Below are 25,477 nucleotides of genomic sequence, written 5' to 3' on the forward strand. Positions count from 1 at the left end.
CATTGTAACGTGAATCAAATGATGTTCATATAATGGAAATCAAAATTGATGGAAGGAAATGATAAGATGCTAATTTTAGATTACTTTACCCCTAACAAAAAAAAACGTTCCGTTCTCTTTTGTCGGAGAACAGAACGTTTCGTTTTTTACAGAAGACGATAAATCGCTTCCCATGCCGCATCGACGCCTTCTCCTGTCTCAGATGAGAAAGGAATCAAGGTATCTTGACCGTCAAATTGCAATTTACGTTTGATTGCCGCGATATGTTTATCACGTTGACTCTTTTTGATTTTATCGAGTTTTGTCGCAACGACGATGACTGGTAGATCATAATACTTCAAGAAATCATACATCGTCACATCATCCGCAGACGGATCGTGTCGGATGTCGACGAGCTGTACGACACCTTTGAGGATTTCACGTTGTGTGAAATACTTTTCCATCATCTTGCCCCACGCTTCGCGTTCCGTCTTCGAGACTTTTGCATAGCCGTAACCGGGTACATCGACGAACATGACTTCATCATTGATGTTGAAGAAGTTCAAGGTTTGCGTTTTACCTGGTTTTGAAGACGTCCGCGCGAGTGCTTTACGCTGGACCAATTTGTTGATGAATGAGGACTTTCCGACATTCGATCGCCCTGCGAGTGCCACTTCTGGCAATAATGGCTCCGGATAATGTTCCGGATTGACGCCACTCGTAATAAAATCAGCTTTATAAATTTTCATGTTACTCTCCTTTTAATGCATGTTCGAGCACTTGCTCCATCGTCGCGACTGGAATGAATTCCATTCCTGCGCGGACGCTTTCCGGGATATCATCGATGTCCCGCGTATTATCTTGCGGTAAAAGAACGGTCGTCAAACCCGCACGATGCGCTGCGAGCGACTTCTCTTTTAATCCACCAATTGGTAAGACACGTCCACGCAACGTAATTTCACCCGTCATCCCGACGTCCCGGCGCACCGGACGCTTCGTCAAGGCAGAAATCAGTGCTGTCGCGAGTGTAATCCCAGCAGATGGTCCGTCTTTTGGTACGGCACCTTCAGGAACGTGGATGTGGATGTCTTGCGTTTCGTAGAAGTTCGGTTCGATGCCAAGGGACGTCGCGTTCGCTCGGACGAAGCTGTACGCGGTCTGAGCCGACTCTTGCATGACGTCACCGAGTTTCCCGGTTAATTGTAATTTCCCTTTACCCGGAGCAAGGCTGACTTCGATCGTCAACGTATCGCCCCCAAAAGCAGTATACGCTAAACCAGTCACCGCGCCAATCATATCTTCCAGTTCGCCTTGACCATAGCGGTAGATCGGTTTACCTAAGAAATCATCCAGATTACGTTTTGTCACCGTCACGCGCTTCTTCTCACCCATCGCAATTTGTTTCGCTGCTTTCCGGCAAAGAGAGCCGAGGACACGTTCGAGATTCCGGACACCGGCTTCTCGTGTATAACGACGGACGACTTCTTCCAGCGCGTCTGCTTTGACTGTCAATTGACTCTTTTTCAGACCGTGTTCAGCCAGTTGCTTCGATAAGAGATGACGAACAGCAATTTCCGTCTTCTCTTGTTCCGTATAGCCACCGATTTGAATCAGTTCCATCCGATCGAGCAACGGTCCGGGAATGTTCGAGACATCGTTCGCTGTCGCGATGAACAGGACATTCGATAAATCGAATGGTTCTTCGATATAGTGATCAGAAAAGCTGTTGTTTTGTTCCGGATCAAGAACTTCGAGCATCGCGGACGACGGGTCACCACGGAAGTCATTTGACATCTTATCGATCTCATCAAGCAGGAAGACCGGGTTGTTCGTTCCTGCTTGTTTTAAACCACGAATGATCCGTCCTGGCATCGCACCGATATACGTCCGGCGATGTCCACGGATCTCCGCTTCGTCGCGCACGCCACCAAGTGAGACACGGACGAACTTCCGCTCAAGTGCTGTGGCAATCGAACGGGCAAGCGACGTTTTCCCGACTCCTGGAGGACCAGAAAGACAGAGAATCGGTCCACGTAATGAGTCCGTCAATTGACGAACGGCAAGATACTCAAGGATTCGTTCTTTGACCTTCTCTAGACCGTAATGGTCCTTTTCAAGCTGTTCTGAAGCAGCAGAGACGTTCAAAAAATCGTCCGTTGCTTCATTCCATGGCAACGAGAAGAACCATTCGAGATAGTTGCGAATGACCCCATGTTCGGGACTCGTCGCCGGTACGACCGCTAAACGACTGATTTCCTTCTCGACGTTCGCAACCGTCGTTTCTGGTAAATCAAGCATCGCAAGCTGCTCCCGGTATTTCGTCGCATCGCTTTCAACAGAAGCTGATTCGCCACCGAGTTCTTGTTGAATCGTCTTCAATTGTTCCCGCAAGTAATACTCGCGTTGCGATTGTTCAATCGTCTTCTTCGTCCGTTCACGCATCTCACGTTCGAGTTCGACGACTTCATATTCGTGTTTCATGACGTCTAGCAACATCAATCCTCGTTCGACCGGATCCTGTTGTTCGAGAAACTCCTGTTTCTTCGAGATATCGATTGGTAGCTTCGACGTGATATAGTCCGTCAATGAATCGAGGCGTTCGTATGTCTCGAACCGGCGACGTTCATCCGTTCCGATTCCTTTGATCCGAGAGACGAGTTGACCAAACTGTTCTTTGATGAGACGAACGAGCGCTTCTTGTTTCGCTCCTTTGATGTCCATCTTCTCGATTGGTTCGATGACGGCTTGATAGCCCTCGTCCGTCTCCTCGACGTTTTCAATCCGGACGCGTTCCTTCCCGATGACGCGGACACGGACCGTATCATTCCCGAGTTCACTCATCTTCGCGATTTGAACAAGTGTCCCAACCTGATGCAGCCCGTCGACAGACGGCTCCGCTTCTGGGTCACGTTGCGTGACGACGACGAGATCGATCTCGTGTTCCTTTGATGCAAGTAAGGCTTTTAAGGATACCGGACGCCCAACATCAATCGTCAATCCGATCAACGGATACGCGACGACACCGCGTAACGGTAAAAGTGGATATTGTTTTTTCTTCATTCGAATTCCTCCTAAACAAAAAGACTCGGAAAGGCGTACAAGTAGCCTCCGAGCCGATTTGTCACGGTGTTACGCCGTTTCTTTTTCTTTCCCATGTTCAATTGTACCATCTTTCAACTCGAGCGTTGGACCGCGTTTACCAGTCAACGTTTCTGCTGTAATGATGACTTTCGCGATGTCTTCACGCGATGGGATTTCGAACATGATATCAAGCATAGTTTCTTCGATGATTGAACGAAGACCACGCGCACCTGTTTTACGTTCGATTGCAAGTTTTGCAATCTCAAGAAGTGCATCTTCCGTGAAGTCGAGTTCGACATCATCAAGTTGAAGCATTTTCTTATATTGTTTCACGAGGGCGTTTTTCGGTTTCGTCAAGATTTGAACGAGTGCCTCTTCATCAAGTGGCTCGAGCGTCGCCATGACCGGCAAACGACCGATGAACTCTGGAATCAAACCGAACTTTTGAAGATCTTCTGGCAATGCAGCTGCGAGAATTTCTTTTTGCGTAAGGTTACGGTTCTCTGAATCGTTTCCGAATCCGATGACTTTTTTACCAAGACGACGTTTGATCGACTGATCGATACCATCGAATGCGCCACCGACGATGAATAAGATGTTCGTCGTATCGATTTGGATGAATTCTTGATGTGGGTGTTTCCGTCCACCTTGTGGCGGTACACTCGCAACAGTTCCTTCCAAAATTTTAAGCAAGGCTTGTTGGACACCTTCACCAGAAACGTCACGTGTAATCGACGGATTTTCTGATTTACGAGCGATCTTATCGATTTCATCAATGTAGATGATGCCTTTTTCAGCCTTCTCGACATCGTAATCCGCTGCTTGGATGAGTTTCAACAGGATGTTCTCGACGTCTTCACCGACATAACCGGCTTCCGTCAAACTTGTTGCATCGGCAATCGCAAACGGTACGTTCAAGATCCGTGCCATCGTTTGGGCAAGAAGTGTCTTACCGCTACCTGTTGGTCCAATCATGACGATGTTCGATTTTGAGAGCTCGACATCATCTGCACGACCACCAGCATTGATTCGTTTGTAGTGATTGTACATCGCTACAGACAACGATTTCTTCGCTTTCTCTTGACCGATGACGTAATCATCAAGTGTCGTACGAATTTCATGCGGTTTTGGAACATTCTTCAGCTCGACTTCTTCTTCAGTACCGAGTTCTTCCTCTACGATTTCATTGCAGAGTTCGATACACTCGTCGCAAATGTAAACGCCAGGTCCAGCAACAAGTTTGCGTACTTGTTCTTGTGTCTTTCCACAGAAAGAACATTTTAGCTGACCTTTTTCTTCGTTAAATTTAAACATAAAGGTCCACCCCTTTAACGTGGAAATTGTATGGACGCCTGTAGCATCCCGTCTCACGTTTTACTATTTATGATTGTAGCATGAACAAGGAAAGTCTTTCAAATCCTGGACGAACGATTTACAGTTTGATGTTCTGAACCAAGGATTGTTTGTCCTTGTTTGACCTATCGTACAAAAAAATCGACTCCAAGACCAGAAATTGGGCTTGAAGTCGATCGAAAACCATGAAATGGCTTATTTTGCTTTTGCGTTGTCGACGAGAACATCGATAGCTTTACGGAATTGAAGATCGCCTTTAAGCGTTTCAAGACCACCTTGTGGTGCAAGCATCGTTTCAAGTTGATCTGCAGGGATGTTGTAGAGTTCTGACATTGATTGAAGTTCAGCTTGAGTTTCCTCATCTGTTACTTCGATTTTTTCGTCAGCAACGATTTGCTTGAGGACGAGACGTGCTTTAACGCGCTCTTCCGCTTGCTCTTTCATTTCAGAACGCATTGCCTCTTCTGTCGTTCCAGTCAACTGGAAGTACATGTTGAGGTCGATGCCTTGTGATTGAATACGTTGTGTGAACTCTTGAACCATACGCTCGACTTCGTTTTCGACCATGACTTCTGGAAGATCAACTGTCGCGTTTTTCGTAGCCGCTTCGACTAACTCATCGCGCATTGAAGCATCAGCTTCTTGTTTGCGTGTGTTTTCGAGACGCGTACGGATTTTTGTTTTCAACTCGTCGAGTGAAGAAACTTCTTCATCCATTTCTTTTGCGAACTCATCTGTCAATTCAGGGAGCTCTTGTGCTTTAACTTCATGGATTGTTACTTTGAATGTAACTGGTTTTCCAGCGAGTGATGCTTCGTGGTATTCCTCTGGGAATGTCACTTCAAGATCTTTTTGCTCGCCAGTTTTTAAACCGACCATTTGCTCTTCGAATCCAGGAATGAAGTTCCCTGAACCGATGACGAGTGAGTAGTTCTCAGCAGTTCCGCCGTCGAATTGGTTTTCCCCATCGAAACCTGCGAAGTCGAATACGACTGTATCGCCATTCTCGATGACGCCATCTTCTTTAACGACGAGTTCTGCACCGCGTTCTTGCAATGTTTTGAGTTCAGCGTCGACGTCTTCGTCAGTAACGTTCGTTTCAACTGCTGTGTACTCAAGACCTTTGTACTCACCGAGTGTAGCTTCTGGCTCGATGACGAACGTGATTTTGAATTCGACTGGCTTGCCTTTTTCGAGTGTTTCAACGTCGATGTTCTCAAGCGCGATTGGCTCGATTCCTGATTCGACGACTGCACCTTCGATTGTGTCCTTATAAAGGATGTCGAGTGCATCTTGGTACAGTGCTTCTTCACCGTACATTTTGTTGAACATTGCGCGTGGCATTTTTCCTTTACGGAAACCAGGTGTGTTCAAAGTCTTAACGACTTTCTTGAACGCTTGGTCTACCGCTTTATCAAATGCTTCAGCAGGCGCTTCATACGTGAGGACGCCGAGGCTACCTGATTGTTTTTCCCATTTTGCAGTCATGCTGAGTCCCTCCAAAATTGTCAATTAGCGTACATGTGTGTACAACAAGTCACATTATAGCACAATCGTTCTGACGATTACCACTGTTGAACGAATCGTTTCCAGATGTCTCAATCGAAGTAAATCTGCTCGAATGCGATGACTTCTGGATAAAGGATATGTGCCGCTCGATATAACCGCTTCGCCAGCGGACTGAGGATACGTTCCGGTTCTTCACGTTCAAATGTCAGACCTGCGAGTTCTTCGCATGCTGTGAGCCACTTCTCCATGTCTGATCCGATTCGTTCTCGTTCTTCAAAATGAATCAGTTGATCCGATCGCAAGACGAGCAACGCTCGGAACGGATCCATTCGCTCTAACGTATGCATCGATGCGAGTAACGCTTGTTGCTCCTGTTGATGTACCAGCAGGATTTCTTCTAACTCTTCGCGTGACGAAATCGTCCAGTCTACATCCAAGTGTGGCACATGAATGCTTATCGGATATGACACGTGATGAAGCACACTCCCCAATAACTGATCAATGACGAGTAGACTTTGATGTTCTGCCTCTTGTGCCAGAAGATATTTCTGCGTGATGTATGCAATGAGCTCAGTTGTCCGTTCAAATTCCATACCGGTCAAATGGCGCATTTGTTCGACCCAACTGCCATGTCGCAACACATGCATCAATTCCGTTGCTGATGTTACTTCACGCTGTGCAACAGGGTTGTTTTGAACTGCCGGCTTTTGTTCTCGAACACGCATCTGTTGTTTGATTTCATCTAATCGAAGCGCGAGCCCATAAGGCAGATACGGTGACGCCGAGCGCAAAGCGAGTTTCATCGGATACCGTTCTCCGAGTTCATAAAGAAAGAGTGCGAGCACTTGCTCGACACCCTCGACTTCAAGAAATCGTTCTGCCACTGTTTCAAATCGTTCCCGGTCATGCATTAAGAGTGGTTGAATGACATAGAGCCGGTGTAAGACATCTTCTCCTGTCAATTGGTCAGTCTCTAATTCCATAATCAATTGTTCTTGTTTAGAAGCGGGCAAACGAAGAATGCGCGCTCGCTCTACTTCTAGTTCATGTTCCATCCAGCGCGATGTCCCCATATTCCGGCACTCCTTCATGTTCAACTTCTTATTTCGTAAATGGATCGAGTAAAGACGTCCAGTTCGTGATTGCTTCTTGAAGTTGTCCTGCCTGCTCGATTCCTAATCGATTCAACGTATCTAACGAGACGTCCGCTTCAAGTAATCGAGCGATGTCTTCCGATTGATTCACGTACTGTTCGAGTTTTGCACTTAAATTTTGCAATTCTTGCGGCGGATTTTCAAGTCCCGCTAATCGTTGATCGATCTGATCCAGTTCTTGGTTGAACTGATCAATCGTTCCGTTTTCCTTCAACTTTTCGATTTGTTGATCGAGTGCCTGTTCAGGGTTCGCAGATTCACGCGCTGTCGTAGCCGCCTCATTCAAGGAAGCCGACAAATCTGACGTGACTTGGGCCGTATCTTTTGCAATGCCTTGAAGTTCTCCGGCGTAATCGACACTATTTTTTACATCGTTGACCTGTTGTTTTGCATCGTCGACTGTATTTGAAATCTCACTACATCCAGCAAGAAACGTACTTAGCACGAGGACTGCTCCAACTTTCTTCCACATTGCATTCATCCCTTTCGAGTTCATGATACCTTAATTATAATCGAAAATCGGAATAAAAAAAAGAGACCACCCTCGTAAGGGCAGTCTCTATTTTAATTATAGCGTCCCAAGAGGGATTCGAACCCCCGACCGACGGCTTAGAAGGCCGTTGCTCTATCCTGCTGAGCTATTGGGACGTGTCAACACGAATAAACTATACTAGAACAATTCTTTCGTGTCAATCACATTACAAACATTGCATTTATTTTATTACAAAAATGTTCCGTCCAGATGCAGGGCATTCACTCGATCGCCATTCACATCGAGAAAATCGACAGAATAACGGTTTTGATCCACTTCAAGAATCGCATACGTCTTGTCTGGTCGATGACGTGGCATCCGGATTGAACCTGGATTGATGAATAACACACCGTCCCGATATTCAGCCTTCGCAACATGGGAATGACCATATAAGACGATATCCGCCTGCTTTTCCTTCGCATGATGCTGTAAGACATCTAGACTGTATTTGACGTCCTGACGATGTCCGTGGACACAAAGGATGGTATGACCATCCATTTCCGATACGACTTCTTCTGGAAAATCGTGTCCGTAATCGCAATTCCCTCGCACAACACGATATGGATATAATGATTCGATGTCGCGCGTCAATTGGGAGTCCCCACAATGAAATGCCAAATCCACGTCTTGGTGACGTTCGAATATCGTAAGCAGTTCTTGTTCTAGTCCATGGCTATCACTAACGATCAACGCTCTCATCTTCATCACACTCCTAAGAAAGTAGTTAAGTCCTGTTCGAGCTTGCGCAATGCATTGCCACGATGACTAATCATCGCTTTTTCTTCTTTCGTCAACTCAGCAGCCGTCTGTCCGCTTTCTGTGACGAACAATGGATCATAACCGAAACCGTTCGAACCCGACGCCTCAAAACCGATTCGCCCTTCCATCGTTCCACGAACCGTCAATGTCTCACCCGTTGGTTTCGCTAGCGCGAGTACACAAACGAAGCGCGCCGTCCGCTCTTCCTCCGGAACACCTTCTAACTTTTCAAGTAGTAGAGCATTGTTCGCCGCATCGGACTTTTCAAGACCCGCGAAGCGTGCTGAGTAGACGCCGGGAGCGCCATCTAAAGCATCGACTTCAAGACCTGAATCATCAGCAAGTACCGTGTGACCAAAGTAGGCTGCTGCCTCTGTTGCTTTTAAAAGTGCATTTTCCTCGAATGTCTCACCTGTTTCATCCGTTTCCGGAGCATCAGCGTGATCGAGTAACGACTCGACCGAATAACCGAGACGACCCAGCATGCTTTCAAGTTCCTTCACTTTACCTGCATTGTGTGTTGCGACGATGACCTTCATCTATGTTCCCCCACTTCTTCTCCTACATACCACCAAGAGACACCGAGTGCATCTCGACCAGCATCAATCAGTTCCTTAATTCCTTTTTCCCCAAGTTCGAGCATATCGAGCATCTCTTGACGGGAAAATGTCGACTCTTCTCCTGTTGCTTGCATCTCGACGATTTTCCCCGATGAGGTCATGACGAGATTGAAGTCGACTTCAGCCGCAGCATCCTCTTCATAGCATAAATCGAGCAAAACATTCGACTCGACGATTCCAACCGAGATCGCTGCGATGCCCTCTTTGATTGGTGTATCTGTCAGTTTTCCCGCTTGAATCAATTGATCGACTGCTCGGACGAGTGCCAAAAAACCACCAGTGATCGATGCCGTTCGTGTGCCACCATCTGCTTGAATGACATCACAATCGATCCAGATTGTTCGTTCCCCAAGCTTCTCTAAATCGACGACGGCCCGAAGCGATCGGCTGATGAGACGTTGGATTTCCATCGTCCGTCCCGTCTGCTTGCCGCGGACGGCTTCTCGTGCGGTCCGCTGAGCCGTCGCACGTGGTAACATCGAATATTCCGCATTGATCCAGCCCTGGCGTTTACCGCGAAGGAACGGTGGCACCTTATCCTCGACGGTCGCCGTACAGAGGACTTTCGTATCGCCCAGTTCAATCAAGACAGAACCTTCTGCGTGTTTATTGACATCAATCGATAATTGAATAGGACGGAGATGATCCGCCGTTCGTTGGTCTATCCGCATTTAATCTTCCTCCGTTCCAAGCACGATGCGCTCCGCATGGATGGTCTGATCGAGCCAATCCGTCGCAATCTGATCAAATGAGCGGATATCGCCTGTCGCGTAATAACGATGTTCTGGAATTTGTGTCACATCTGCTGAAATCGTATTGTAATCAAGTAGTGCTGCTACCTCGAGCGCTGTCTCGTCTCCTGAAGAGATTAGTTGGACGCCTGGTCCGATGACCCGTCCAATCACATCTGCTAGGAGCGGGTAATGGGTGCACCCGAGGATCAATGTATCCATATCGTAATTCATCAATGGTCGTAATGTATTGGCAACGACACGTTCGACGTACGCACCGTCTGTCTGCATCGACTCGACGAGCGGGACGAACGGCGGGCACGCTAACGATTCGACGACGACTTGTCCTTCGACGTGGCGTAATGCCTTCTCGTAGGAATTACTTGTAATCGTCATCTTCGTTCCGATGACACCGATTCGTTTCGTACGCGTCACCTTGACTGCCGCACGGGCCCCAGGATCAATGACACCGATGACAGGTATATTTAAACGTTCTCGCGCTTCTTTTAGGACGACAGCCGTGGCTGTATTACAGGCAATCACGATCAACTTCACATCTTGTTGCACGAGATAATCAATCATCTCCCACGTAAACTCACGAATCTCTTCTTCTGGGCGAGGACCATACGGACACCGCAATGTATCCCCGACATAAATGATTCGCTCATGGGGCAACTGTCGCATCAATTCACGTGCGACCGTCAACCCACCGACTCCGGAATCTAGTACTCCAATCGCTCGATTCACTCTTCTCCACCTCTTTCTCTCTTTCCTATGGTAACAAAAAAGGACGACGGTGCAAGACCGGCGTCCGAGAATGTACGATTACAGGATTACTGAGCAAGACCTTCGCTAGTCAGCATATCTGAAAGAGTCGTGATTGCTTCAGAAGCATCGTCACCGTTTGCAACGATTTTGATATCTGAATCTTTCGCGATTCCGAGTGAAAGAACACCCATGATTGACTTCAAGTTGACAGTCTTCCCGTTGTATTCCAAGTTGATGTCTGATTGGAATTTAGAAGCTGTGTTGACGAGCTGAGTAGCCGGACGAGCGTGAATGCCTGAATCCGCGATGACTTTGAATGTTTTTTCCATGATTAAGAAATCTCCCTTCACTAATAACGTACTAGTGAGTCGTTTTCGAATATGTGAACTCATTATCAAATGATAACGGATTCGAATCGATTCTGCAAGGAATTTTTATACGCTTCACTCCACGGGAATGCTTTCCCGGCACGATCAATTTGTACCATCGATGTCCGTCCTGTGAACATCAGTTCACCTTGCTCATCAAATGCCGCATAATGGACGTCACACGACGCACTTCCGACATGTACGGGATAGGCATAGACGGCAAGACGCGTACGTGGATAAACTTGGCGAATGTAATTACACTGGGCATCCGCAACGACGATAATGCCGTCTTCTGCAAGCGAATATCCTGTTTCCTCTAACATCAATGTCCGAACGTCCTCAAAATAGACGAACGGTACCCGGTTATTCATATGACCATAGGCATCCGTCTCCGCAAAACGAACCGCGACGTCGAGTCGTGTGCCATGTTTCATCTGTTCAAGCCATGTTTCAAGTTCTGGAATATAAGCTGGTACGCGCACAATGAGTTCCTCCTGTCTGAATGAAAAAAGAAGGAGCAAGCTCCTTCTTTGATAAATCATGAACTAACTGCTTCACCTGTCCGTCCTTCGTCACTACCAAAGAACTTCTTGAATGAATGAAGTGTCGTCTGACGGTTCATCGCTGCGATCGAAGTCGTCAGCGGAATCCCTTTCGGACAAACCTCGACACAGTTTTGAGCGTTACCGCACTGCATGATCCCGCCATCTTCCATCAACGCTTCAAGACGTTCTTCCTTGTGGAAAGCACCTGTCGGATGCGAGTTGAATAGACGAACTTGTGAAATCGATGCTGGTCCGATGAATGTCGAACGATCGTTGACGTTCGGACATGCCTCGAGACACACGCCACACGTCATACATTTCGATAACTCATATGCCCATTGACGTTTGTTCTCTGGCATCCGTGGTCCTGGACCTAAGTCGTACGTTCCATCGATTGGAACCCATGCTTTGACTTTTTTCAACGCATCGAACATGCGTTGACGGTCAACTTGAAGGTCACGAACGATCGGGAACGTCTGCATTGGTTGCAGGCGGATTGGCTGTTCGAGTTTATCAACGAGTGCTGTACACGACTGACGTGGTGTACCGTTGATGACCATCGAACAAGCGCCACATACTTCTTCTAGGCAACCCATGTCCCAGTTGATTGGTGTCGTTTTTTCACCGGCTGCATTCACAGGGTTTCGGCGAATCTCCATTAAAGCAGAGATGACGTTCATGTTCGGACGGTACGGAATTTCAAACGCTTCATCATACGGTTTACCATCTGGTCCATCTTGACGTTGAACGATGAATTGAACCGATTTTTGCGTAGTAGATGATTCGAGTGGTGTCGCCATTATGCTTTCACCTCTTTCTTCGACTTCTTGCTGTAGTCGCGTTTCCGTGGTGGAATCAACGACGTGTCGACGTCTTCATAGAAGATTTCCGGATGACCATTCGTATAACGTGCCATCGTCGTCTTCAAGAACTGTTCATCATTACGTTCCGGGAAGTCCGGTTTATAGTGTGCTCCGCGACTCTCGTCACGTTTTAAGGCACCGAGCGTGATTGCTTCGGCTAGATCGAGCATGTGATCGAGCTGACGGATGAACGATGCCCCTTGGTTACTCCAACGTGCTGTATCCGTTGCCGAGATGCGCGTGAACCGATCGCGAAGTTCCTTGATTTTCGTCAGTGTCTCTTCGAGCTTATCGTTATAACGGACGACCGTGACGTTGTCCGTCATGATTTCTCCAAGCTCACGGTGGATTTGATACGCGTTTTCCGTACCTTCCATCGATAGGATATCGTTGAAGCGGTTGATCTCTTCGATTTTATGCGCTTCGACGACGTCTTCGCTCATCTCATGAACTGATGTCTCGAGTTCGTTCATATACGCGATTGCTGATGGTCCAGCGACCATTCCGCCGTATACCGCAGAGAGAAGTGAGTTCGCTCCGAGACGGTTACCACCGTGCATCGAATAATCACATTCACCAGCTGCGAACAATCCAGGGATGTTCGTCATCTGATCATAGTCGACCCATAGTCCACCCATTGAATAGTGAACGGCCGGGAAGATCTTCATCGGTACTTTTCGTGGATCATCACCGACGAACTTCTCGTAGATTTCAAGGATCCCACCGAGTTTGACGTCGAGTTCTTTTGGGTCTTTATGCGATAGATCCAGATAGACCATGTTCTCCCCGTTGACGCCGAGTTTTTGATTGACACAGACGTCGAAGATCTCACGTGTCGCGATATCTCGCGGAACAAGGTTTCCGTATGCCGGATACTTCTCTTCGAGGAAGTACCAAGGCTTACCGTCTTTATACGTCCAGACGCGACCACCTTCACCTCGTGCTGATTCACTCATAAGACGTAACTTATCGTCTCCAGGAATCGCTGTCGGGTGAATCTGGATGAACTCACCGTTCGCATAAATCGCACCTTGACGATAGACAGCTGCTGCTGCTTGTCCTGTGTTGATGACCGAGTTCGTCGATTTTCCAAAGATGACCCCAGGACCACCTGTCGCGAGGATGACAGAATCCGCGGCAAATGCCTCGATTTCCATCGTCCGGAGGTTTTGACAAACCGCTCCACGACAGATGCCATTGTCATCGATAATGGCACGAAGGAATTCCCATCCTTCGTATTTTTCTACCAAACCTTGCGCTTCGAACTTACGAACCTGTTCATCTAATGCGTACAACAGTTGTTGCCCTGTCGTTGCCCCAGCATATGCCGTCCGGTGATGCAACGTTCCTCCGAAACGTCGGAAGTCGAGTAAGCCTTCCGGTGTCCGGTTGAACATAACACCCATCCGGTCGAACATATGAATGATCTTCGGCGCTGCTTCCGCCATTTTTTGAACAGGTGGTTGATTTGCGAGGAAGTCCCCACCGTATACCGTGTCATCGAAATGCTGGTATGGTGAATCCCCTTCCCCTTTTGTATTGACCGCTCCGTTGATGCCACCTTGTGCACAAACAGAGTGTGAGCGTTTGACGGGTACGAGTGAGAATAACTTAACTGGTACGCCTTGCTCCGCTGCTTTTATCGTAGCCATCAGACCGGCAAGCCCTCCGCCGATGATGACAAGATTCTTGTTCGCCATGTTGTCAGTTCCCCTTTCCTTACAACACGCCTGCAAACGTTAAGATCGAGCGTACGCCTACAAACGATAAACCGATGAATACGAGTGCTGCCACGTAAGACATCGCCCGTTGAGATGCTGGTGACTGTGTGATTCCCCATGTGATGCAGAACGTCCAAAGTCCGTTCGCAAGGTGGAATGTCGTCGCCAAGATCCCGACGATATAGAACGCGAGCATGAATCCGTTATCGACGATGTTCTGCATCATGCTTGCATCGACTGCTGTTCCCATCGCAGCGGCAATTCGTGTTTCCCAAACGTGCCACGTGATGAACACGACAAGGAATACACCGCTAAACCGTTGCAGTACATACATCCAGTTCCGGAAGTATGTATAACGTCCTGTGTTCGCAGAACCAGTGAATGCGATGTACACACCGTAGACGCCATGCAAGATGATCGGAATGAAGATGACAAAGATCTCTAAGAACAATCGATACGGAACGTTCCCCACGAATTCCGCGGCCTTATTGAAGTCTTCCTCACCACGTACGATGAAGTAGTTCGTCGTTAAGTGCGAAAGTAAAAATAACCCGATTGGAATGACGCCGAGCAGTGAGTGTATTTTACGACTCACGAAATCACGATGATTCGCCATCCAAATCCCCCCTTTTGTTTGCCAATCAACCGTTGGCGCATTTTGGTAGAAAAGCGCTTTCATAAGGAAATTCGTCTTTTCATCACTTATTCTACTCCTGTCCTTTTTAGAAGACAACCCGAGCCGTTGCATTTAACTGCAAATTTTTTTAGGAAAACAATGACCGACAAGAATCATCTCGGTATAATGGTTCACAGATAGGAGTGAATCATGATGGATGCTACACCAAATCAAACACCACTTTTCGGTATCGAATTGATCCGAGATTATGTGCTGACCGATCTTCTTGGATCGGATTATCGGCAAGTCATCTATTGGGCAGGTAAACGTTTAGCGCGTCAATTCCCTGTCGTAGATGAATCTGAATTAGCCTCATTTTTTGAACAAGCAGGTTGGGGAACGCTCGAAATCAAGAAACGCAAAGGAACTGCTATCTCATTCGTGCTGTCTCCTCCTGATACAACGAGAGATGAACGACCACAAGGCTACTTCCAACTCGAAGCCGGTTTCCTCGCTGAACAGTTCTCCCGTTTTAATGGGTGTGTCGCGGAAGGATATGCTGAGACAAGTAAAGAGCTCGTTCAAATCACGGTCCAAATCGACCCTAAAGATCCACTTGAACCGCTCAAGTAAAATTTACATAGAACGTGACAGGAATCTTAATTTTCAACATCGAAATAGATTTTCATGAAACCTTTTGCAGTAAGTGCTCGTAAAATCATTCGTACACAAATCGCGAGGAGGAACTTCACATGTTCAAAAAACTAGCAGCAGATTTAACGGGATTCAGTGATATCGGACAAGTCATTCATCCTGATGATTTCGACAAGGCAGCCGCTGACGATTATGTCTTGCATGAAGACGGTGAGAAAATCTACTTCTTGATCAAATCCAAATCTGATGAGTATTGCTTTACGAACTTGGCTTTAGTTCACCTAGATGGTGAGAGTGCCGTCAGTTCAAAACGCGTCTTGTATCGCTATCCGTACGCACACTATCCGATTCGCCACGTCATGTTCGAAACGGCGGGAACAGTCGATCTTGATGTCGAGATCAAATTCGAGATCGGTGGTAAACATTATTCGATCGACGTCGATAAAAAACAACTTGAACATGTGAAAGATCTTTATAAAACACTTCTTGCCATTGCTGAAAAACAGTATGAAGGACAAAAGATGCTCGAGTTCGCAAACAGCTCATTGAATCATTCGGTCACGATTCTCGGCGGACTTCGTCAAGGTGACATGAACGTGCCGCAAACATTCAAGGAGTTGTCTGAACAATCCTTCGAGTGGCTACAAGGTCACTACTATCAGTGGAACCAGCGAGACTTCGGTTCATACTACGAGAAGTACATCAACAACTAATCACTTTAAAATGCCGCCCTCTTCAAGAGGACGGCATTTTTTCATTCTTCATTCGCTTGACTTAAATATTCAGCGACGGTTTCCGCTAACTTCACAGGTAATCCTGCTTCCGCCAACTGTTCGATTGTTGCGCGTCGCAAGCTACGCATCGATCCGAAATGACGAATCAACTGCTGACGTCTTTTCGGTCCGACTCCTGGAATCTCGTCGAGCAAGGAACGGGTCATCCCTTTCGAGCGGAGCGAGCGATGGAACGTGATCGCGAACCGGTGCACTTCATCTTGCATCCGTTGAAGTAAATAAAACGCACTTGAACGAGGACTTAGTTCGACGAGGCGGGCATCTTCTCCAAACAACAACTGACTCGTCCGGTGTTTGTCATCTTTTTTTAATGAGCCGACCGGCAGGGATAAGCCGAGTTCATCTTGAATGACTTCTAAAGCAGCATTCAACTGTCCGACTCCTCCGTCAATCAAAACGAGGTCCGGAAGGCGCGCTCCTTCGAGTAACAACCGTCGATAACGCCGACGCACGATTTCCCGCATCGATTCATAGTCGTCCGGTCCTTGAACCGTCCGAATCTTAAACTTCCGGTATTCTTTTTTCAGTGGTTTACCGTCTTCAAAGACAACGAGCGCCGAAACGGCGTCTGCTCCTTGAATGTTCGCATTATCGATGATCTCGATCCGTGATAATGGATGAACATCGATCGCATCGGCGAGTTCTTCGACTGCTTGAACGGTCCGTTTCTCATCTTTCGCTAACAACTCGAAGCGTTCCGAGATCGCATTTTCAGCATTCTTTGTCGCTAGATCAAGTAATTTCCGTTTTGATCCTCGGACCGGAACGTGAATTTTAATCGATAGCGCTTCTTTGAGCAGAAGCTGATTGACGAGAGGCGGTACATAGACTTCACTCGGTTTGATGTTCTTTTCGTAGAACTGGACGATGAAACTCTCGAGCTCTTCTGCCGGCGTACCATAGATCGGGAAAAGCGAGACATCACGTTCAATCATCTTTCCGCCACGAAGGAAGAAGACTTGGACACACATCCAACCTTTATCGACATGGATTCCGAATACGTCGCGTGACGTCAGATCCGCTGTGATCATGTTTTGTTTGTTCATGATCGACTCGATCGCCCGGACTTGATCGCGCAATTCTCCCGCACGTTCGAATTCCATCGTTTCGGCCGCGTCCGCCATCTTCTGTTTCAAGTCTTCGACAAGCTCTTTCGTATCGCCCGACAAGAAACGTCGGATTTCTGAAACGAGCGTCTTTTGTTCCGACTCGAGATTCGGGATTTCACATGGACCGAGACACTGACCGATGTGGTAATACAGACAAAGTTTTTTCGGCATCGGCTGGCATTTACGTAGCGGATATAAACGATCTAACAAACGTTTCGTCTCGTTTGCCGCATACGCATTCGGATAAGGACCAAAATAGTGACCACCATCTTTTTTTAACTTACGCGTCGTGATCAGGCGGGGATAGGTCTCATTCGTAATTTTCAAGTACGGATATGACTTATCGTCCTTCAACATGATATTGTACTTCGGATCATGTTTCTTAATAAGTGTCATCTCAAGCAACAACGCTTCTAGTTCACTGGCTGTGATGATGTATTCGAAGTCACGGACTTCCGCGACGAGGCGTTCCGTTTTAATATCATGTGCTCCCGTGAAATAGGAGCGGACTCGGTTCTTGAGATTTTTTGCTTTTCCGACATAGATGATTTCGCCGAATTCATTTTTGTGCAGATAACATCCTGGCTCATCAGGCAAAAGGGATAGTTTCGCTTTGATATGTTCTTGATGTCCCAAATAAATGTCTCCTTTCACCGTTTCTAGTTTTATTCGTTCGGGTAAATACCATACATTGATTATGACATACGGAGGATGAAAAATGCGTACATATGATTGCATTGTGATTGGAACAGGTTCCGCTGGAAATCAAGCGGCTTATAAATTCGCTGAAAAAGGGCTACGTGTTGCCATCGTGGAGAACTTCACTCCAGGCGGCACATGCGCCCAACGTGGGTGTGACGCAAAAAAAATCTTACTGACGGGTAGTGAGACGAAAGACGCTGTCGAGCGATTGCTCGGATACGGTGTAAAGGGGCTGATTTCGATTGATTGGCGCCAATTGATGGAGCGAAAAAATGAATACACACGTGCCATCCCGGAGCAAACTCGAAATCGGTACGCGGAAACGGACATCGACTATTTCCATGGAGAACCGCATTTCGTGTCTTCACATCGCCTTCGAATTGGTGAAGAAGAAATCGAAGGGAAACAGTTTTTAATCGCAACCGGTCTAAGACCTCGCGAATTATCTGTACCCGGTAGTGAGCGTTTCGTAACAAGTAATGAGTTTCTTGAACTGAAAGAACTTCCACGACGACTCGTCTGCATCGGCGGCGGTTATATCTCGTTCGAGTTCGCTCATCTCGCTCGTATTGCTGGGGCAGACGTCACAATCGTTTTACGTTCTAGTCCTTTAAAACAATTCGAGAGTGAACTGGTCGATGTGTTGTTGGAAGCCACACGGGCACTTGGTATCTCAATCATCAAAGAAGCAGAGGTCGTCGCTTACGAAGAAGACTCTCTGCATTTATCGAACGGCGATGTATTAAAGACGGATGTCGTATTGAATGCGACTGGACGTGTCGCGAGTATCGACCAGCTTGGTCTCGAAGAAATCGGGGTTGCGCATAATGAAAAAGGAATTCATGTCAATGCGTACCTTCAGTCTTCCGTCGAACATATCTATGCCGCAGGAGATGTTGCTGTCAGTGGGAATCCAGCGTTGACGCCGTTTGCTGGAACCGAAGGACGACTTGCTGCCGATAACATGCTCGAAGGAAACAACCGGAAACTGGAACTGCTCCCTGTCCCAAGCGTCGTATTCACTGCCCCGAACCTTGCCCTCGTCGGCGAGACAGAAGCCGCTTTAAAAAAAGCAGGTATCTCATACCGTGGTCGCTTGATTGATACGTCTTCTTGGCAAACGAACGCACGGATCAAAGACAGTTTTGCTCGGGCGAAAGTACTCGTTGGGGAAGATGATCAAGTCCTCGGCGCACACTTCATCGGTGTCAATGCAGCGGAACTAGCAAACTATTTCTCGTTTGCGATGCAACACCGGATTCCAAGTACTTCGATGCAACAAACTGGATTCGCTTACCCGACACCTGCTTCAGACATCGCCTCGTTATTCGAGGATTGACAGGAGGCTTTTTGATGATTCAATACGGCTATACGATTTTATACGTTGAAGACACTGCACGGACGCTGACATTCTATCGAGATGTTCTCGGACTATCCGTCAAGGCGGAGCACGGGAGCTACATCGAGTTCGAGACCGGTCAGACGACACTCGCCTTCAATACGCGTGAAGACGTGCAACAGTTGATTCCGGATTACACGATACCAAGCGGAAAAACACAACAGACGTTAGAGATTGGTTTCATCACGGATGACGTCCCGACTCTATTTCAGAAAGTAGTAGAGGCAGGATATGAGACCGTCCTCGCTCCTAGTCAAAAACCATGGGGGCAAGTCGTCGCCTATGTCCTCGACCCCGATGGTCACCTGATTGAACTTTGCACGCCAATGTAATTAAAAAAACAGACCGTTCTGCCTGTGCAGAACGGTCTGTTTTGATATGCAAGAAAGAATTAGTTAGATGTTTCAACGAATTCTTTAAGTGCGTCTTTTGGCATGAAGCCCATTGTTTTGTTGACAGGTTGTCCATCTTTGAAGAGAACGAGTGTCGGGATACTTTGAACTTGGAATGCTCCAGCTACTTCTGGGTTTGCATCTACGTCAACTTTGACGATTTTTACATCTTGCATGTCAGCATCAAGTTCTTCAAGAACTGGTGCAAGCATACGACATGGTCCGCACCATGTTGCCCAAAAATCAACAAGGACGAGTCCTTCTTGTGTTTCTTCTTTAAATGATTGGCTAGTTGCGTGTACGATTGCCATTGATCATAACCTCCTAATGAGTAGATCGACCCGGTAAAAAAAATAGGTGATCTCTTTATTGATTCGAGTATATCATAGCAGTCTCTTCCAACAAACGAAACTGCTCACGCGAAAAATCCGCAAAAATAACCGGCACCATGATAATGGTACCGGTCTTCAAACTTATCCGTGAACGAGCATTTTTTTGAATTCAGCTGTCAATAGTGGAACGACGTCGAACAAATCTCCGACGATACCATAGTCCGCGACAGAGAAGATGTTCGCTTCCGGGTCCTTGTTGATTGCAACGATCACTTTGGCATTCGACATCCCTGCTAAGTGTTGGATCGCACCTGAGATCCCGCATGCAATATAAAGGTCCGGTGTAACGACTTTCCCCGTCTGACCGATTTGAAGGGCATAGTCGCAGTAATCCGCATCACAAGCACCACGTGAAGCACCCACTGCTCCTCCGAGGACATCTGCTAGTTCTTGTAACGGTGCGAAGCCATCCGAGCTCTTGACACCGCGTCCACCTGCGACGATAACTTTTGCCTCTGATAAATCAACGCCGCCAGTTGCTTTGCGTACGATGTCTGCGACGATCGTTCGTAAATCCTTCAGTTCGACCGTGACCGACTCGACAGTTCCTTGTGAACTACCTGCTTCAAGCGGATCGATGTTGTTCGGACGGACCGTAAAGAGCGTCTTGCCCTCTGAGACTTTGACTTTTTCAAATGCTTTCCCCGAGTAGATCGGGCGAATGAATGACGCATCCGCGCCTTCCCATTCAATCGCCGTCACATCACTGATCAAACCAGCTTGTAGTTTTGCCGCGATCTTCGGTGATAAATCTTTACCGAGCGACGTATGTCCGAAGACGAGCACGTCTGGTGACGTCCGGTTCATCAACTCGAGGAAGACTTGTCCGTAACCATCTGGCGTGTAGTGTAGAAGACGCTCATCCTCGACGACGAGCACCTGGTCCGCTCCGCGCGATGCTAAAGCATCAGCATCCTTTGCGACATCGTGCCCAATCAGGACTGCGATAACTTCGTCAGCGACACGTCGTGCTGCCGCGATTGCTTCAAACGACACATTCCGTAAACTGCCATCTCGTGATTCTGCGAGTACTAATGCTTTTGTCATTCGTTTCTCCCCCTTAGACCACTTTTGCTTCGTTGCGTAATAATGATGCGAGTTGCGCGACTTGCTCGTTTAGTTCACCTTCAAGGATCTTACCGGCTGCTTTGTTCGGTGGTAAGAAACGCTCAATCGTTTCTAGACGTGGTGCGAGTTCGTCTTCATCAAGTTCGAGATCATCGAGTTCGAGTTCTTCTAGCGGCTTCTTCTTCGCTTTCATGATCCCCGGAAGACTTGGATAACGTGGCTCGTTCAACCCTTGTTGCGCAGTTACAAGTAACGGAAGCGTCGTTTCAATCGTCTCTGTATCCCCTTCAGCGTCGCGTGTCACGATAGCTTTCGTACCGTCGAGCTCTAGTTTCGTGATCGTCGTCACGTAAGGAATATCGAGTAATTCTGCGACGCGCGGTGCCACTTGACCACTTCCGCCATCGACTGCGACGTTCCCAGCGATGACGAGATCGACTGTCTGTTCCTTCAAATAACCAGCGAGCACTTCAGAAATCGTGAAATGATCTGCCTCTTCGATGTCATCTTCAATCGAGATACGAACGGCTTGATCCGCTCCCATTGCGAGTGCTGTTCGTAATTCCTTATCCGCATCTTCCGGTCCGACCGTCACGACCGTCACCGTTCCCCCTTGTGCATCACGGACACGAATCGCTTCTTCTACCGCATACTCATCGTATGGGTTAATGATGAACTCAGCGCCATCCTCATCGATTTGACCATTCTCGAGTTGGATTGCTTCTTCCGTATCGAATGTGCGTTTCAACAGTACATAGATTTCCATCTCATGCTCCCCCTTGTCGTCTATTCACCATCATTCTTTGTATCCGCTTACATGATTGTTGTCATGAAAAGGGCTTAACTCAGCCCTTTGATCAACATCCGATGAATCCCGTCGCGTGTCTCAAGCAACTCATATTTGAATCCACTTGCCATCCAGCTCGTCACGACCTCATCGATCGTTCCGAAAATCATCTGACGTGCCAATCGATAATCGAGTTCGTTTGAAAACTCACCTGTCGTCATCCCGTGCTTGACGACCCGGTCAATCAGATGCAAGTACGGTTTCAAGACAGCAGCGATGTTTTGACGCATGTCTTGGTTCGATTGACGCAACTCGATCTGCGTGACGACCGCTAAATCATAGTCGACGGATAATTGCTCGAGGTGTGCCTCGATCAATGCTGCCAATTGTTCCGTCGCTGATGTATGGCTCGCGATTTGTCCTTCGGAATATTCGATGAAGCTTCCCATTTTCGCTTGGAATAGCGAAATCAAGAGATGTTCTTTATTCTTGAAGTACAGATAGATTGTTCCATCCGCAACCCCGGCTTCCTTTGCGATGGCAGTCACTTTCGCTCCATGGTAGCCGTTCTTGGCGATGACTTTTACGGCGGCATCAATGATGCGGTCACTCTTTGACATTGTTCGTTTCATTCCACTATCTCCTAACGCATAAAATGAATGATGGTTCATTCATATTTATTCTATCATGTCATTTTATCCTGTCAACTGCTTTCTTCGAGTTGTTTAGCACGTTCTTCTTCAACGAGAACACGGCGGAGGATCTTACCAACGAACGTCTTCGGTAACTCTTGCCGGAATTCATACTGCTTTGGCACTTTGAACGATGCTAACTGTTTACGACAGAATTGATCGAGCTCTTCTTCCGTGACCGTCATCTCATCCTTGACGACGATGAACGCCTTGACGGTCTCGCCTCGGTAGACATCTGGAACACCGATGACGACCGCTTCTTTGACAGCTGGGTGTTCATATAGGATTTCTTCGACTTCACGTGGATAAATGTTGAATCCGGAAGCAATGATTAAATCTTTTTTCCGATCGACGATTCGGAAGTAATGATCCTCACCGATATATCCAAGGTCTCCTGTATGCAACCAACCGTTTCGAAGTACCGCTTGCGTATCTTCTGATCGTTTCCAGTATCCTTTCATGACTTGCGGACCTGTGACGATAATCTCGCCAATCTCACCCGGAGCAGCTGGTGTCTCTCCGTCCGCTTGGACGATTTTCGCTTGCGTATCGGGTACCGGAATACCGACCGTTCCAGGAATGCGACGATCCCAGATACAGTTCGTATGCGTCACCGGGCTCGTTTCAGACAGACCGTATCCTTCAACAATCCGCCCACCCGTCAGCGCTTCGAATTTTTCCTGCACTTCGACTGGTAATGGAGCAGAACCAGAAATACAGGCTTCAATCGAAGAGAGATCATACTTCTTCAGTTTCGGATGATTCAATAGACCGACATACATCGTCGGAGCACCTGGGAACAGATTCGGTTTTTCCTTATGAATCGTCTTGAGAACCTGTTCGATATCGAATTTCGGAACGATGATTTGTTCATAGGCATTAAATATGCCGAAATTGAGGTTACATGTCATGCCATAGACATGGAAATAAGGAACGACCGCTAACAGCTTCCGTCCATCTCCTCGATTGTATTTATAGAACCAGTTGTCGATCTGTTCGACGTTTGCACTCAAGTTGAAGTGTGTCAACATGACACCTTTTGGAGCGCCTGTCGTTCCACCCGTATATTGGAGAACCGCGACGTCCTCCTTCGGTTGAATCGCGACTGGTGTAATCGGCTCATAACCTCGCAAAGATAAAAACGGAATCGAACCCGTCGTATCAATGATGATGTTGTTATCTTTCCGTGCTTTAATCGGGTACAGTTTATTTTTAGGGAAGGGAAGGTAATCCGCGATACTTGTCGTCACAACCGTCTTGAGTGTCGTCGCCGCCTTGACACGAGACGCTTTTGGATAAAGTAGATCGAGCGTCACGAGCATGTGTGCTCCTGAATCGACGAGAATCTGTTCAAGTTCACGGTCTGTATAGAGTGGGTTCACTTGGACGACGATACCACCTGCATAGAGGACAGCATAATAACTGATCATATACTGGGGACAGTTCGGTAACATCAGTCCGACGCGATCCCCTTTTTTTAGTCCGTGCTCTTGTAATAGGCTCCCAAGTGCGCGAGCTTCGTCACGTACTTCAAGAAACGTCATACGTTTTCCTAAGAAACTCAAGGCACGTTGTTCTGGAAAATCGGTCGCTGCCTCATCGAGTGCCTGATAAAGAGGTAATTCTCGATAATCAATCGATGCGGGTACTTGCTCGGGATAATCAGATAACCAAACGGATTCCATACATTTCCCTCCCTGATAATGAATTACTATTCATTTTTATTATACGTTGAATCGAATTCGACATGCCAGTAAAATCCAAAAAAAGAAATCGAATCTGCTTGTTTTTTTCGATTCTTTCAATCGGAATCATCATACAAAAAAGCAGCACCTCCCTTTCTCGTTTCCGAAAAAGAAGAAGTACTGCTTTTTAATAGGCATTACCGAGATGGATACGTGAATCCTTCACCAATGACTTCGCGCACTTTATGAATGACGACGAAGGCGCGGGGATCCGCTGCTTCGACGATCTGTTTCAACGGTGCCAGTTGTCGTTTATCGACGATCATATACAACATATCATTTTTTTGTTTCGTGAAATGACCGTGACTGTGTATGACCGTCGCGCTACGACCGAGCGTCTCTGTCAGGATCGTCGCGATTTCCTCTTGGCGATGACTGATGATCGTGACCGCTTCGCGGACATTCAATCCTTCGCTGACGAGATCAATCAAATACGAGCCGATGATGATCGCAATCAACGTGTACAGCATCGTTTCTTCTCCGAACAGAAATCCTGATGCACCGACGACCGCGACATCGATGATGAACATCGAGACCGCGATACTGAGATTCAAGTACTTATTCATCAGTCGAGCGATGATTACTCCGCCGCCCGTAGTTCCTCCAGCACGAATGACAAGTCCGATTCCGACACCAATCAGAATTCCCGCATAGACCGTACCGATTAAACGGCTGTCAGATGATGTCGCAAGACTAGCAGTCGAGGAGAGGACAAATGATGTGACGGCGACCGAGATGACGGAGTAAAGCATCGTCTTCCGACTGAGGAATCGATAACCGACGATGAACAGCAAGGCGTTCGCAATCAGGGAAACAAGGCCCGTATCCCAGCCATAGAGATAGTAGAAGATGACCGTGATCCCGATTAATCCGCCTTCTGAAAGATCGTTCGGAATCGTAAAGTAGTTGATTCCAAAGGCGAGAATCGCCGACCCGATGATGACCCAGAAGATGTCCTTCCAAGAAATCAATTGCATCGCCTCAAAAGCACGGCGTCTCGTTTCTGTCGTTGTTGATGTTTTTCGTACGTTCATATGCGTTCCTCCTTTTTTGATTAGGCGTGGCTTCCAATAAAAATTCCGTACTGAAACGATGTCAGTACGGAATGATCACACGGTAAGACCGGTTCTTTTAATTAAATACA

At 47.3% G+C, this 25,477-nt stretch carries 26 protein-coding genes and 1 tRNA gene; 4 read left to right on the forward strand and 23 right to left on the reverse strand.

The genetic code is table 11. The features are described from left to right. Positions 1 to 146 precede the first annotated feature (146 nt). From yihA to KNQ15_RS02085, 16 genes are all read right to left on the reverse strand, one after another. Positions 147 to 728 (reverse strand): ribosome biogenesis GTP-binding protein YihA/YsxC, encoded by a 582-nt coding sequence (gene yihA / locus KNQ15_RS02010; protein ID WP_023468975.1) that lies wholly within the window; start codon positions 726 to 728, stop codon positions 147 to 149. A 1-nt stretch (position 729) separates the two neighbouring features. After that, on the reverse strand, positions 730 to 3,039 hold the full coding sequence (lon, locus tag KNQ15_RS02015; RefSeq protein ID WP_023468976.1) for an endopeptidase La: 2,310 nt from the start codon (positions 3,037 to 3,039) through the stop codon (positions 730 to 732). Between the two features lie 69 nt (positions 3,040 to 3,108). Beyond that, entirely contained in the window at positions 3,109 to 4,374 is a 1,266-nt protein-coding gene (gene clpX, locus KNQ15_RS02020; RefSeq protein ID WP_023468977.1) for an ATP-dependent protease ATP-binding subunit ClpX, read from the reverse strand. Positions 4,375 to 4,608: 234 nt separating this feature from the next. Next, on the reverse strand, positions 4,609 to 5,901 hold the full coding sequence (gene tig / locus KNQ15_RS02025; RefSeq protein WP_029342286.1) for a trigger factor: 1,293 nt from the start codon (positions 5,899 to 5,901) through the stop codon (positions 4,609 to 4,611). 110 nt (positions 5,902 to 6,011) lie between these two features. After that, positions 6,012 to 6,995, reverse strand: a complete 984-nt coding sequence (locus KNQ15_RS02030) for a hypothetical protein (RefSeq protein WP_214727481.1) — start codon at positions 6,993 to 6,995, stop codon at positions 6,012 to 6,014. Positions 6,996 to 7,023: 28 nt separating this feature from the next. Further along, positions 7,024 to 7,548 (reverse strand): hypothetical protein, encoded by a 525-nt coding sequence (locus KNQ15_RS02035; protein WP_231681742.1) that lies wholly within the window; start codon positions 7,546 to 7,548, stop codon positions 7,024 to 7,026. A 102-nt stretch (positions 7,549 to 7,650) separates the two neighbouring features. Continuing rightward, positions 7,651 to 7,724: transfer RNA gene (locus tag KNQ15_RS02040), tRNA-Arg, on the reverse strand. 73 nt (positions 7,725 to 7,797) lie between these two features. Beyond that, entirely contained in the window at positions 7,798 to 8,307 is a 510-nt protein-coding gene (locus tag KNQ15_RS02045) for a metallophosphoesterase family protein (protein ID WP_214727483.1), read from the reverse strand. A 5-nt stretch (positions 8,308 to 8,312) separates the two neighbouring features. Beyond that, entirely contained in the window at positions 8,313 to 8,906 is a 594-nt protein-coding gene (locus KNQ15_RS02050) for an XTP/dITP diphosphatase (RefSeq protein WP_214727485.1), read from the reverse strand. Next, positions 8,903 to 9,658, reverse strand: coding sequence for a ribonuclease PH (gene rph / locus KNQ15_RS02055; protein WP_214727493.1), 756 nt, complete (start codon positions 9,656 to 9,658; stop codon positions 8,903 to 8,905). The genes KNQ15_RS02050 and rph overlap by 4 nt, the downstream gene beginning before the upstream one ends. Beyond that, the gene (racE, locus tag KNQ15_RS02060) at positions 9,659 to 10,465 is read right to left on the reverse strand and encodes a glutamate racemase (RefSeq protein WP_023468984.1); all 807 of its coding nucleotides are present in this window, start codon (positions 10,463 to 10,465) and stop codon (positions 9,659 to 9,661) included. Between the two features lie 86 nt (positions 10,466 to 10,551). Next, entirely contained in the window at positions 10,552 to 10,815 is a 264-nt protein-coding gene (locus KNQ15_RS02065) for a phosphocarrier protein HPr (protein ID WP_012371023.1), read from the reverse strand. 65 nt (positions 10,816 to 10,880) lie between these two features. Then, complete coding sequence (locus tag KNQ15_RS02070) at positions 10,881 to 11,336, reverse strand: acyl-CoA thioesterase (RefSeq protein ID WP_029342293.1); 456 nt, start codon at positions 11,334 to 11,336, stop codon at positions 10,881 to 10,883. A gap of 56 nt (positions 11,337 to 11,392) precedes the next feature. Next, positions 11,393 to 12,199, reverse strand: coding sequence for a succinate dehydrogenase iron-sulfur subunit (gene sdhB / locus KNQ15_RS02075; RefSeq protein ID WP_023468986.1), 807 nt, complete (start codon positions 12,197 to 12,199; stop codon positions 11,393 to 11,395). After that, on the reverse strand, positions 12,199 to 13,962 hold the full coding sequence (sdhA, locus tag KNQ15_RS02080) for a succinate dehydrogenase flavoprotein subunit (RefSeq protein ID WP_214727495.1): 1,764 nt from the start codon (positions 13,960 to 13,962) through the stop codon (positions 12,199 to 12,201). Before sdhA ends, sdhB begins: the two co-directional genes overlap by 1 nt. Before the next feature lie 19 nt (positions 13,963 to 13,981). Then, positions 13,982 to 14,599, reverse strand: a complete 618-nt coding sequence (locus KNQ15_RS02085; protein ID WP_214727497.1) for a succinate dehydrogenase cytochrome b558 subunit — start codon at positions 14,597 to 14,599, stop codon at positions 13,982 to 13,984. Between the two features lie 213 nt (positions 14,600 to 14,812). Between KNQ15_RS02085 and KNQ15_RS02090 the strand changes: the two genes are divergently transcribed. Both KNQ15_RS02090 and KNQ15_RS02095 read left to right on the forward strand, forming a co-directional pair. Next, positions 14,813 to 15,232, forward strand: a complete 420-nt coding sequence (locus tag KNQ15_RS02090; protein ID WP_047393602.1) for a YslB family protein — start codon at positions 14,813 to 14,815, stop codon at positions 15,230 to 15,232. Positions 15,233 to 15,351: 119 nt separating this feature from the next. Further along, the gene (locus tag KNQ15_RS02095; RefSeq protein ID WP_029342296.1) at positions 15,352 to 15,966 is read left to right on the forward strand and encodes a PH domain-containing protein; all 615 of its coding nucleotides are present in this window, start codon (positions 15,352 to 15,354) and stop codon (positions 15,964 to 15,966) included. Positions 15,967 to 16,007: 41 nt separating this feature from the next. On the opposite strand, the gene uvrC is transcribed toward KNQ15_RS02095, so the two are convergent. Beyond that, positions 16,008 to 17,792, reverse strand: coding sequence for an excinuclease ABC subunit UvrC (uvrC, locus tag KNQ15_RS02100; RefSeq protein WP_029342297.1), 1,785 nt, complete (start codon positions 17,790 to 17,792; stop codon positions 16,008 to 16,010). Positions 17,793 to 17,874: 82 nt separating this feature from the next. Here uvrC and KNQ15_RS02105 point away from each other — a divergent pair, with 82 nt between their 5' ends. Then, entirely contained in the window at positions 17,875 to 19,197 is a 1,323-nt protein-coding gene (locus KNQ15_RS02105) for a dihydrolipoyl dehydrogenase family protein (protein ID WP_214727499.1), read from the forward strand. An 11-nt stretch (positions 19,198 to 19,208) separates the two neighbouring features. After that, entirely contained in the window at positions 19,209 to 19,589 is a 381-nt protein-coding gene (locus KNQ15_RS02110; protein WP_034786072.1) for a VOC family protein, read from the forward strand. Positions 19,590 to 19,648: 59 nt separating this feature from the next. On the opposite strand, the gene trxA is transcribed toward KNQ15_RS02110, so the two are convergent. The 6 genes from trxA to KNQ15_RS02140 form a co-directional block, all read right to left on the reverse strand. Next, entirely contained in the window at positions 19,649 to 19,960 is a 312-nt protein-coding gene (trxA, locus tag KNQ15_RS02115) for a thioredoxin (protein WP_023468994.1), read from the reverse strand. A 162-nt stretch (positions 19,961 to 20,122) separates the two neighbouring features. Further along, complete coding sequence (locus tag KNQ15_RS02120; RefSeq protein ID WP_214727501.1) at positions 20,123 to 21,088, reverse strand: electron transfer flavoprotein subunit alpha/FixB family protein; 966 nt, start codon at positions 21,086 to 21,088, stop codon at positions 20,123 to 20,125. A gap of 13 nt (positions 21,089 to 21,101) precedes the next feature. Further along, entirely contained in the window at positions 21,102 to 21,875 is a 774-nt protein-coding gene (locus tag KNQ15_RS02125) for an electron transfer flavoprotein subunit beta/FixA family protein (RefSeq protein WP_029342301.1), read from the reverse strand. A gap of 74 nt (positions 21,876 to 21,949) precedes the next feature. Further along, positions 21,950 to 22,528 carry a fatty acid metabolism transcriptional regulator FadR gene (locus KNQ15_RS02130; protein ID WP_023468997.1) on the reverse strand — a complete coding sequence of 193 codons (579 nt, stop codon included), beginning with the start codon at positions 22,526 to 22,528 and terminating at the stop codon, positions 21,950 to 21,952. 71 nt (positions 22,529 to 22,599) lie between these two features. Then, positions 22,600 to 24,273 carry an AMP-binding protein gene (locus KNQ15_RS02135; protein WP_214727504.1) on the reverse strand — a complete coding sequence of 558 codons (1,674 nt, stop codon included), beginning with the start codon at positions 24,271 to 24,273 and terminating at the stop codon, positions 22,600 to 22,602. A gap of 197 nt (positions 24,274 to 24,470) precedes the next feature. After that, entirely contained in the window at positions 24,471 to 25,367 is an 897-nt protein-coding gene (locus KNQ15_RS02140; RefSeq protein WP_034786074.1) for a YitT family protein, read from the reverse strand. Positions 25,368 to 25,477: the final 110 nt, after the last annotated feature.

Origin of the sequence: Exiguobacterium sp. s168 (genome assembly GCF_018619035.1) — a bacterium.
In the GTDB taxonomy this organism is placed as follows: domain Bacteria; phylum Bacillota; class Bacilli; order Exiguobacteriales; family Exiguobacteriaceae; genus Exiguobacterium_A; species Exiguobacterium_A acetylicum.

What these genes read in the sequence shown, in the direction of transcription:
- yihA (WP_023468975.1), bottom strand. Translation starts at nt 728, where the DNA reads ATGAAAATTTATAAAGCTGATTTTATTACGAGTGGCGTCAATCCGGAA.
- lon (WP_023468976.1), bottom strand. Translation starts at nt 3,039, where the DNA reads ATGAAGAAAAAACAATATCCACTTTTACCGTTACGCGGTGTCGTCGCG.
- clpX (WP_023468977.1), bottom strand. Translation starts at nt 4,374, where the DNA reads ATGTTTAAATTTAACGAAGAAAAAGGTCAGCTAAAATGTTCTTTCTGT.
- tig (WP_029342286.1), bottom strand. Translation starts at nt 5,901, where the DNA reads ATGACTGCAAAATGGGAAAAACAATCAGGTAGCCTCGGCGTCCTCACG.
- KNQ15_RS02030 (WP_214727481.1), bottom strand. Translation starts at nt 6,995, where the DNA reads ATGGGGACATCGCGCTGGATGGAACATGAACTAGAAGTAGAGCGAGCG.
- KNQ15_RS02035 (WP_231681742.1), bottom strand. Translation starts at nt 7,548, where the DNA reads ATGTGGAAGAAAGTTGGAGCAGTCCTCGTGCTAAGTACGTTTCTTGCT.
- KNQ15_RS02045 (WP_214727483.1), bottom strand. Translation starts at nt 8,307, where the DNA reads ATGAGAGCGTTGATCGTTAGTGATAGCCATGGACTAGAACAAGAACTG.
- KNQ15_RS02050 (WP_214727485.1), bottom strand. Translation starts at nt 8,906, where the DNA reads ATGAAGGTCATCGTCGCAACACACAATGCAGGTAAAGTGAAGGAACTT.
- rph (WP_214727493.1), bottom strand. Translation starts at nt 9,658, where the DNA reads ATGCGGATAGACCAACGAACGGCGGATCATCTCCGTCCTATTCAATTA.
- KNQ15_RS02065 (WP_012371023.1), bottom strand. Translation starts at nt 10,815, where the DNA reads ATGGAAAAAACATTCAAAGTCATCGCGGATTCAGGCATTCACGCTCGT.
- sdhB (WP_023468986.1), bottom strand. Translation starts at nt 12,199, where the DNA reads ATGGCGACACCACTCGAATCATCTACTACGCAAAAATCGGTTCAATTC.
- sdhA (WP_214727495.1), bottom strand. Translation starts at nt 13,962, where the DNA reads ATGGCGAACAAGAATCTTGTCATCATCGGCGGAGGGCTTGCCGGTCTG.
- KNQ15_RS02085 (WP_214727497.1), bottom strand. Translation starts at nt 14,599, where the DNA reads ATGGCGAATCATCGTGATTTCGTGAGTCGTAAAATACACTCACTGCTC.
- KNQ15_RS02090 (WP_047393602.1), top strand. Translation starts at nt 14,813, where the DNA reads ATGGATGCTACACCAAATCAAACACCACTTTTCGGTATCGAATTGATC.
- KNQ15_RS02095 (WP_029342296.1), top strand. Translation starts at nt 15,352, where the DNA reads ATGTTCAAAAAACTAGCAGCAGATTTAACGGGATTCAGTGATATCGGA.
- KNQ15_RS02105 (WP_214727499.1), top strand. Translation starts at nt 17,875, where the DNA reads ATGCGTACATATGATTGCATTGTGATTGGAACAGGTTCCGCTGGAAAT.
- trxA (WP_023468994.1), bottom strand. Translation starts at nt 19,960, where the DNA reads ATGGCAATCGTACACGCAACTAGCCAATCATTTAAAGAAGAAACACAA.
- KNQ15_RS02120 (WP_214727501.1), bottom strand. Translation starts at nt 21,088, where the DNA reads ATGACAAAAGCATTAGTACTCGCAGAATCACGAGATGGCAGTTTACGG.
- KNQ15_RS02125 (WP_029342301.1), bottom strand. Translation starts at nt 21,875, where the DNA reads ATGGAAATCTATGTACTGTTGAAACGCACATTCGATACGGAAGAAGCA.
- KNQ15_RS02130 (WP_023468997.1), bottom strand. Translation starts at nt 22,528, where the DNA reads ATGAAACGAACAATGTCAAAGAGTGACCGCATCATTGATGCCGCCGTA.
- KNQ15_RS02135 (WP_214727504.1), bottom strand. Translation starts at nt 24,273, where the DNA reads ATGGAATCCGTTTGGTTATCTGATTATCCCGAGCAAGTACCCGCATCG.
- KNQ15_RS02140 (WP_034786074.1), bottom strand. Translation starts at nt 25,367, where the DNA reads ATGAACGTACGAAAAACATCAACAACGACAGAAACGAGACGCCGTGCT.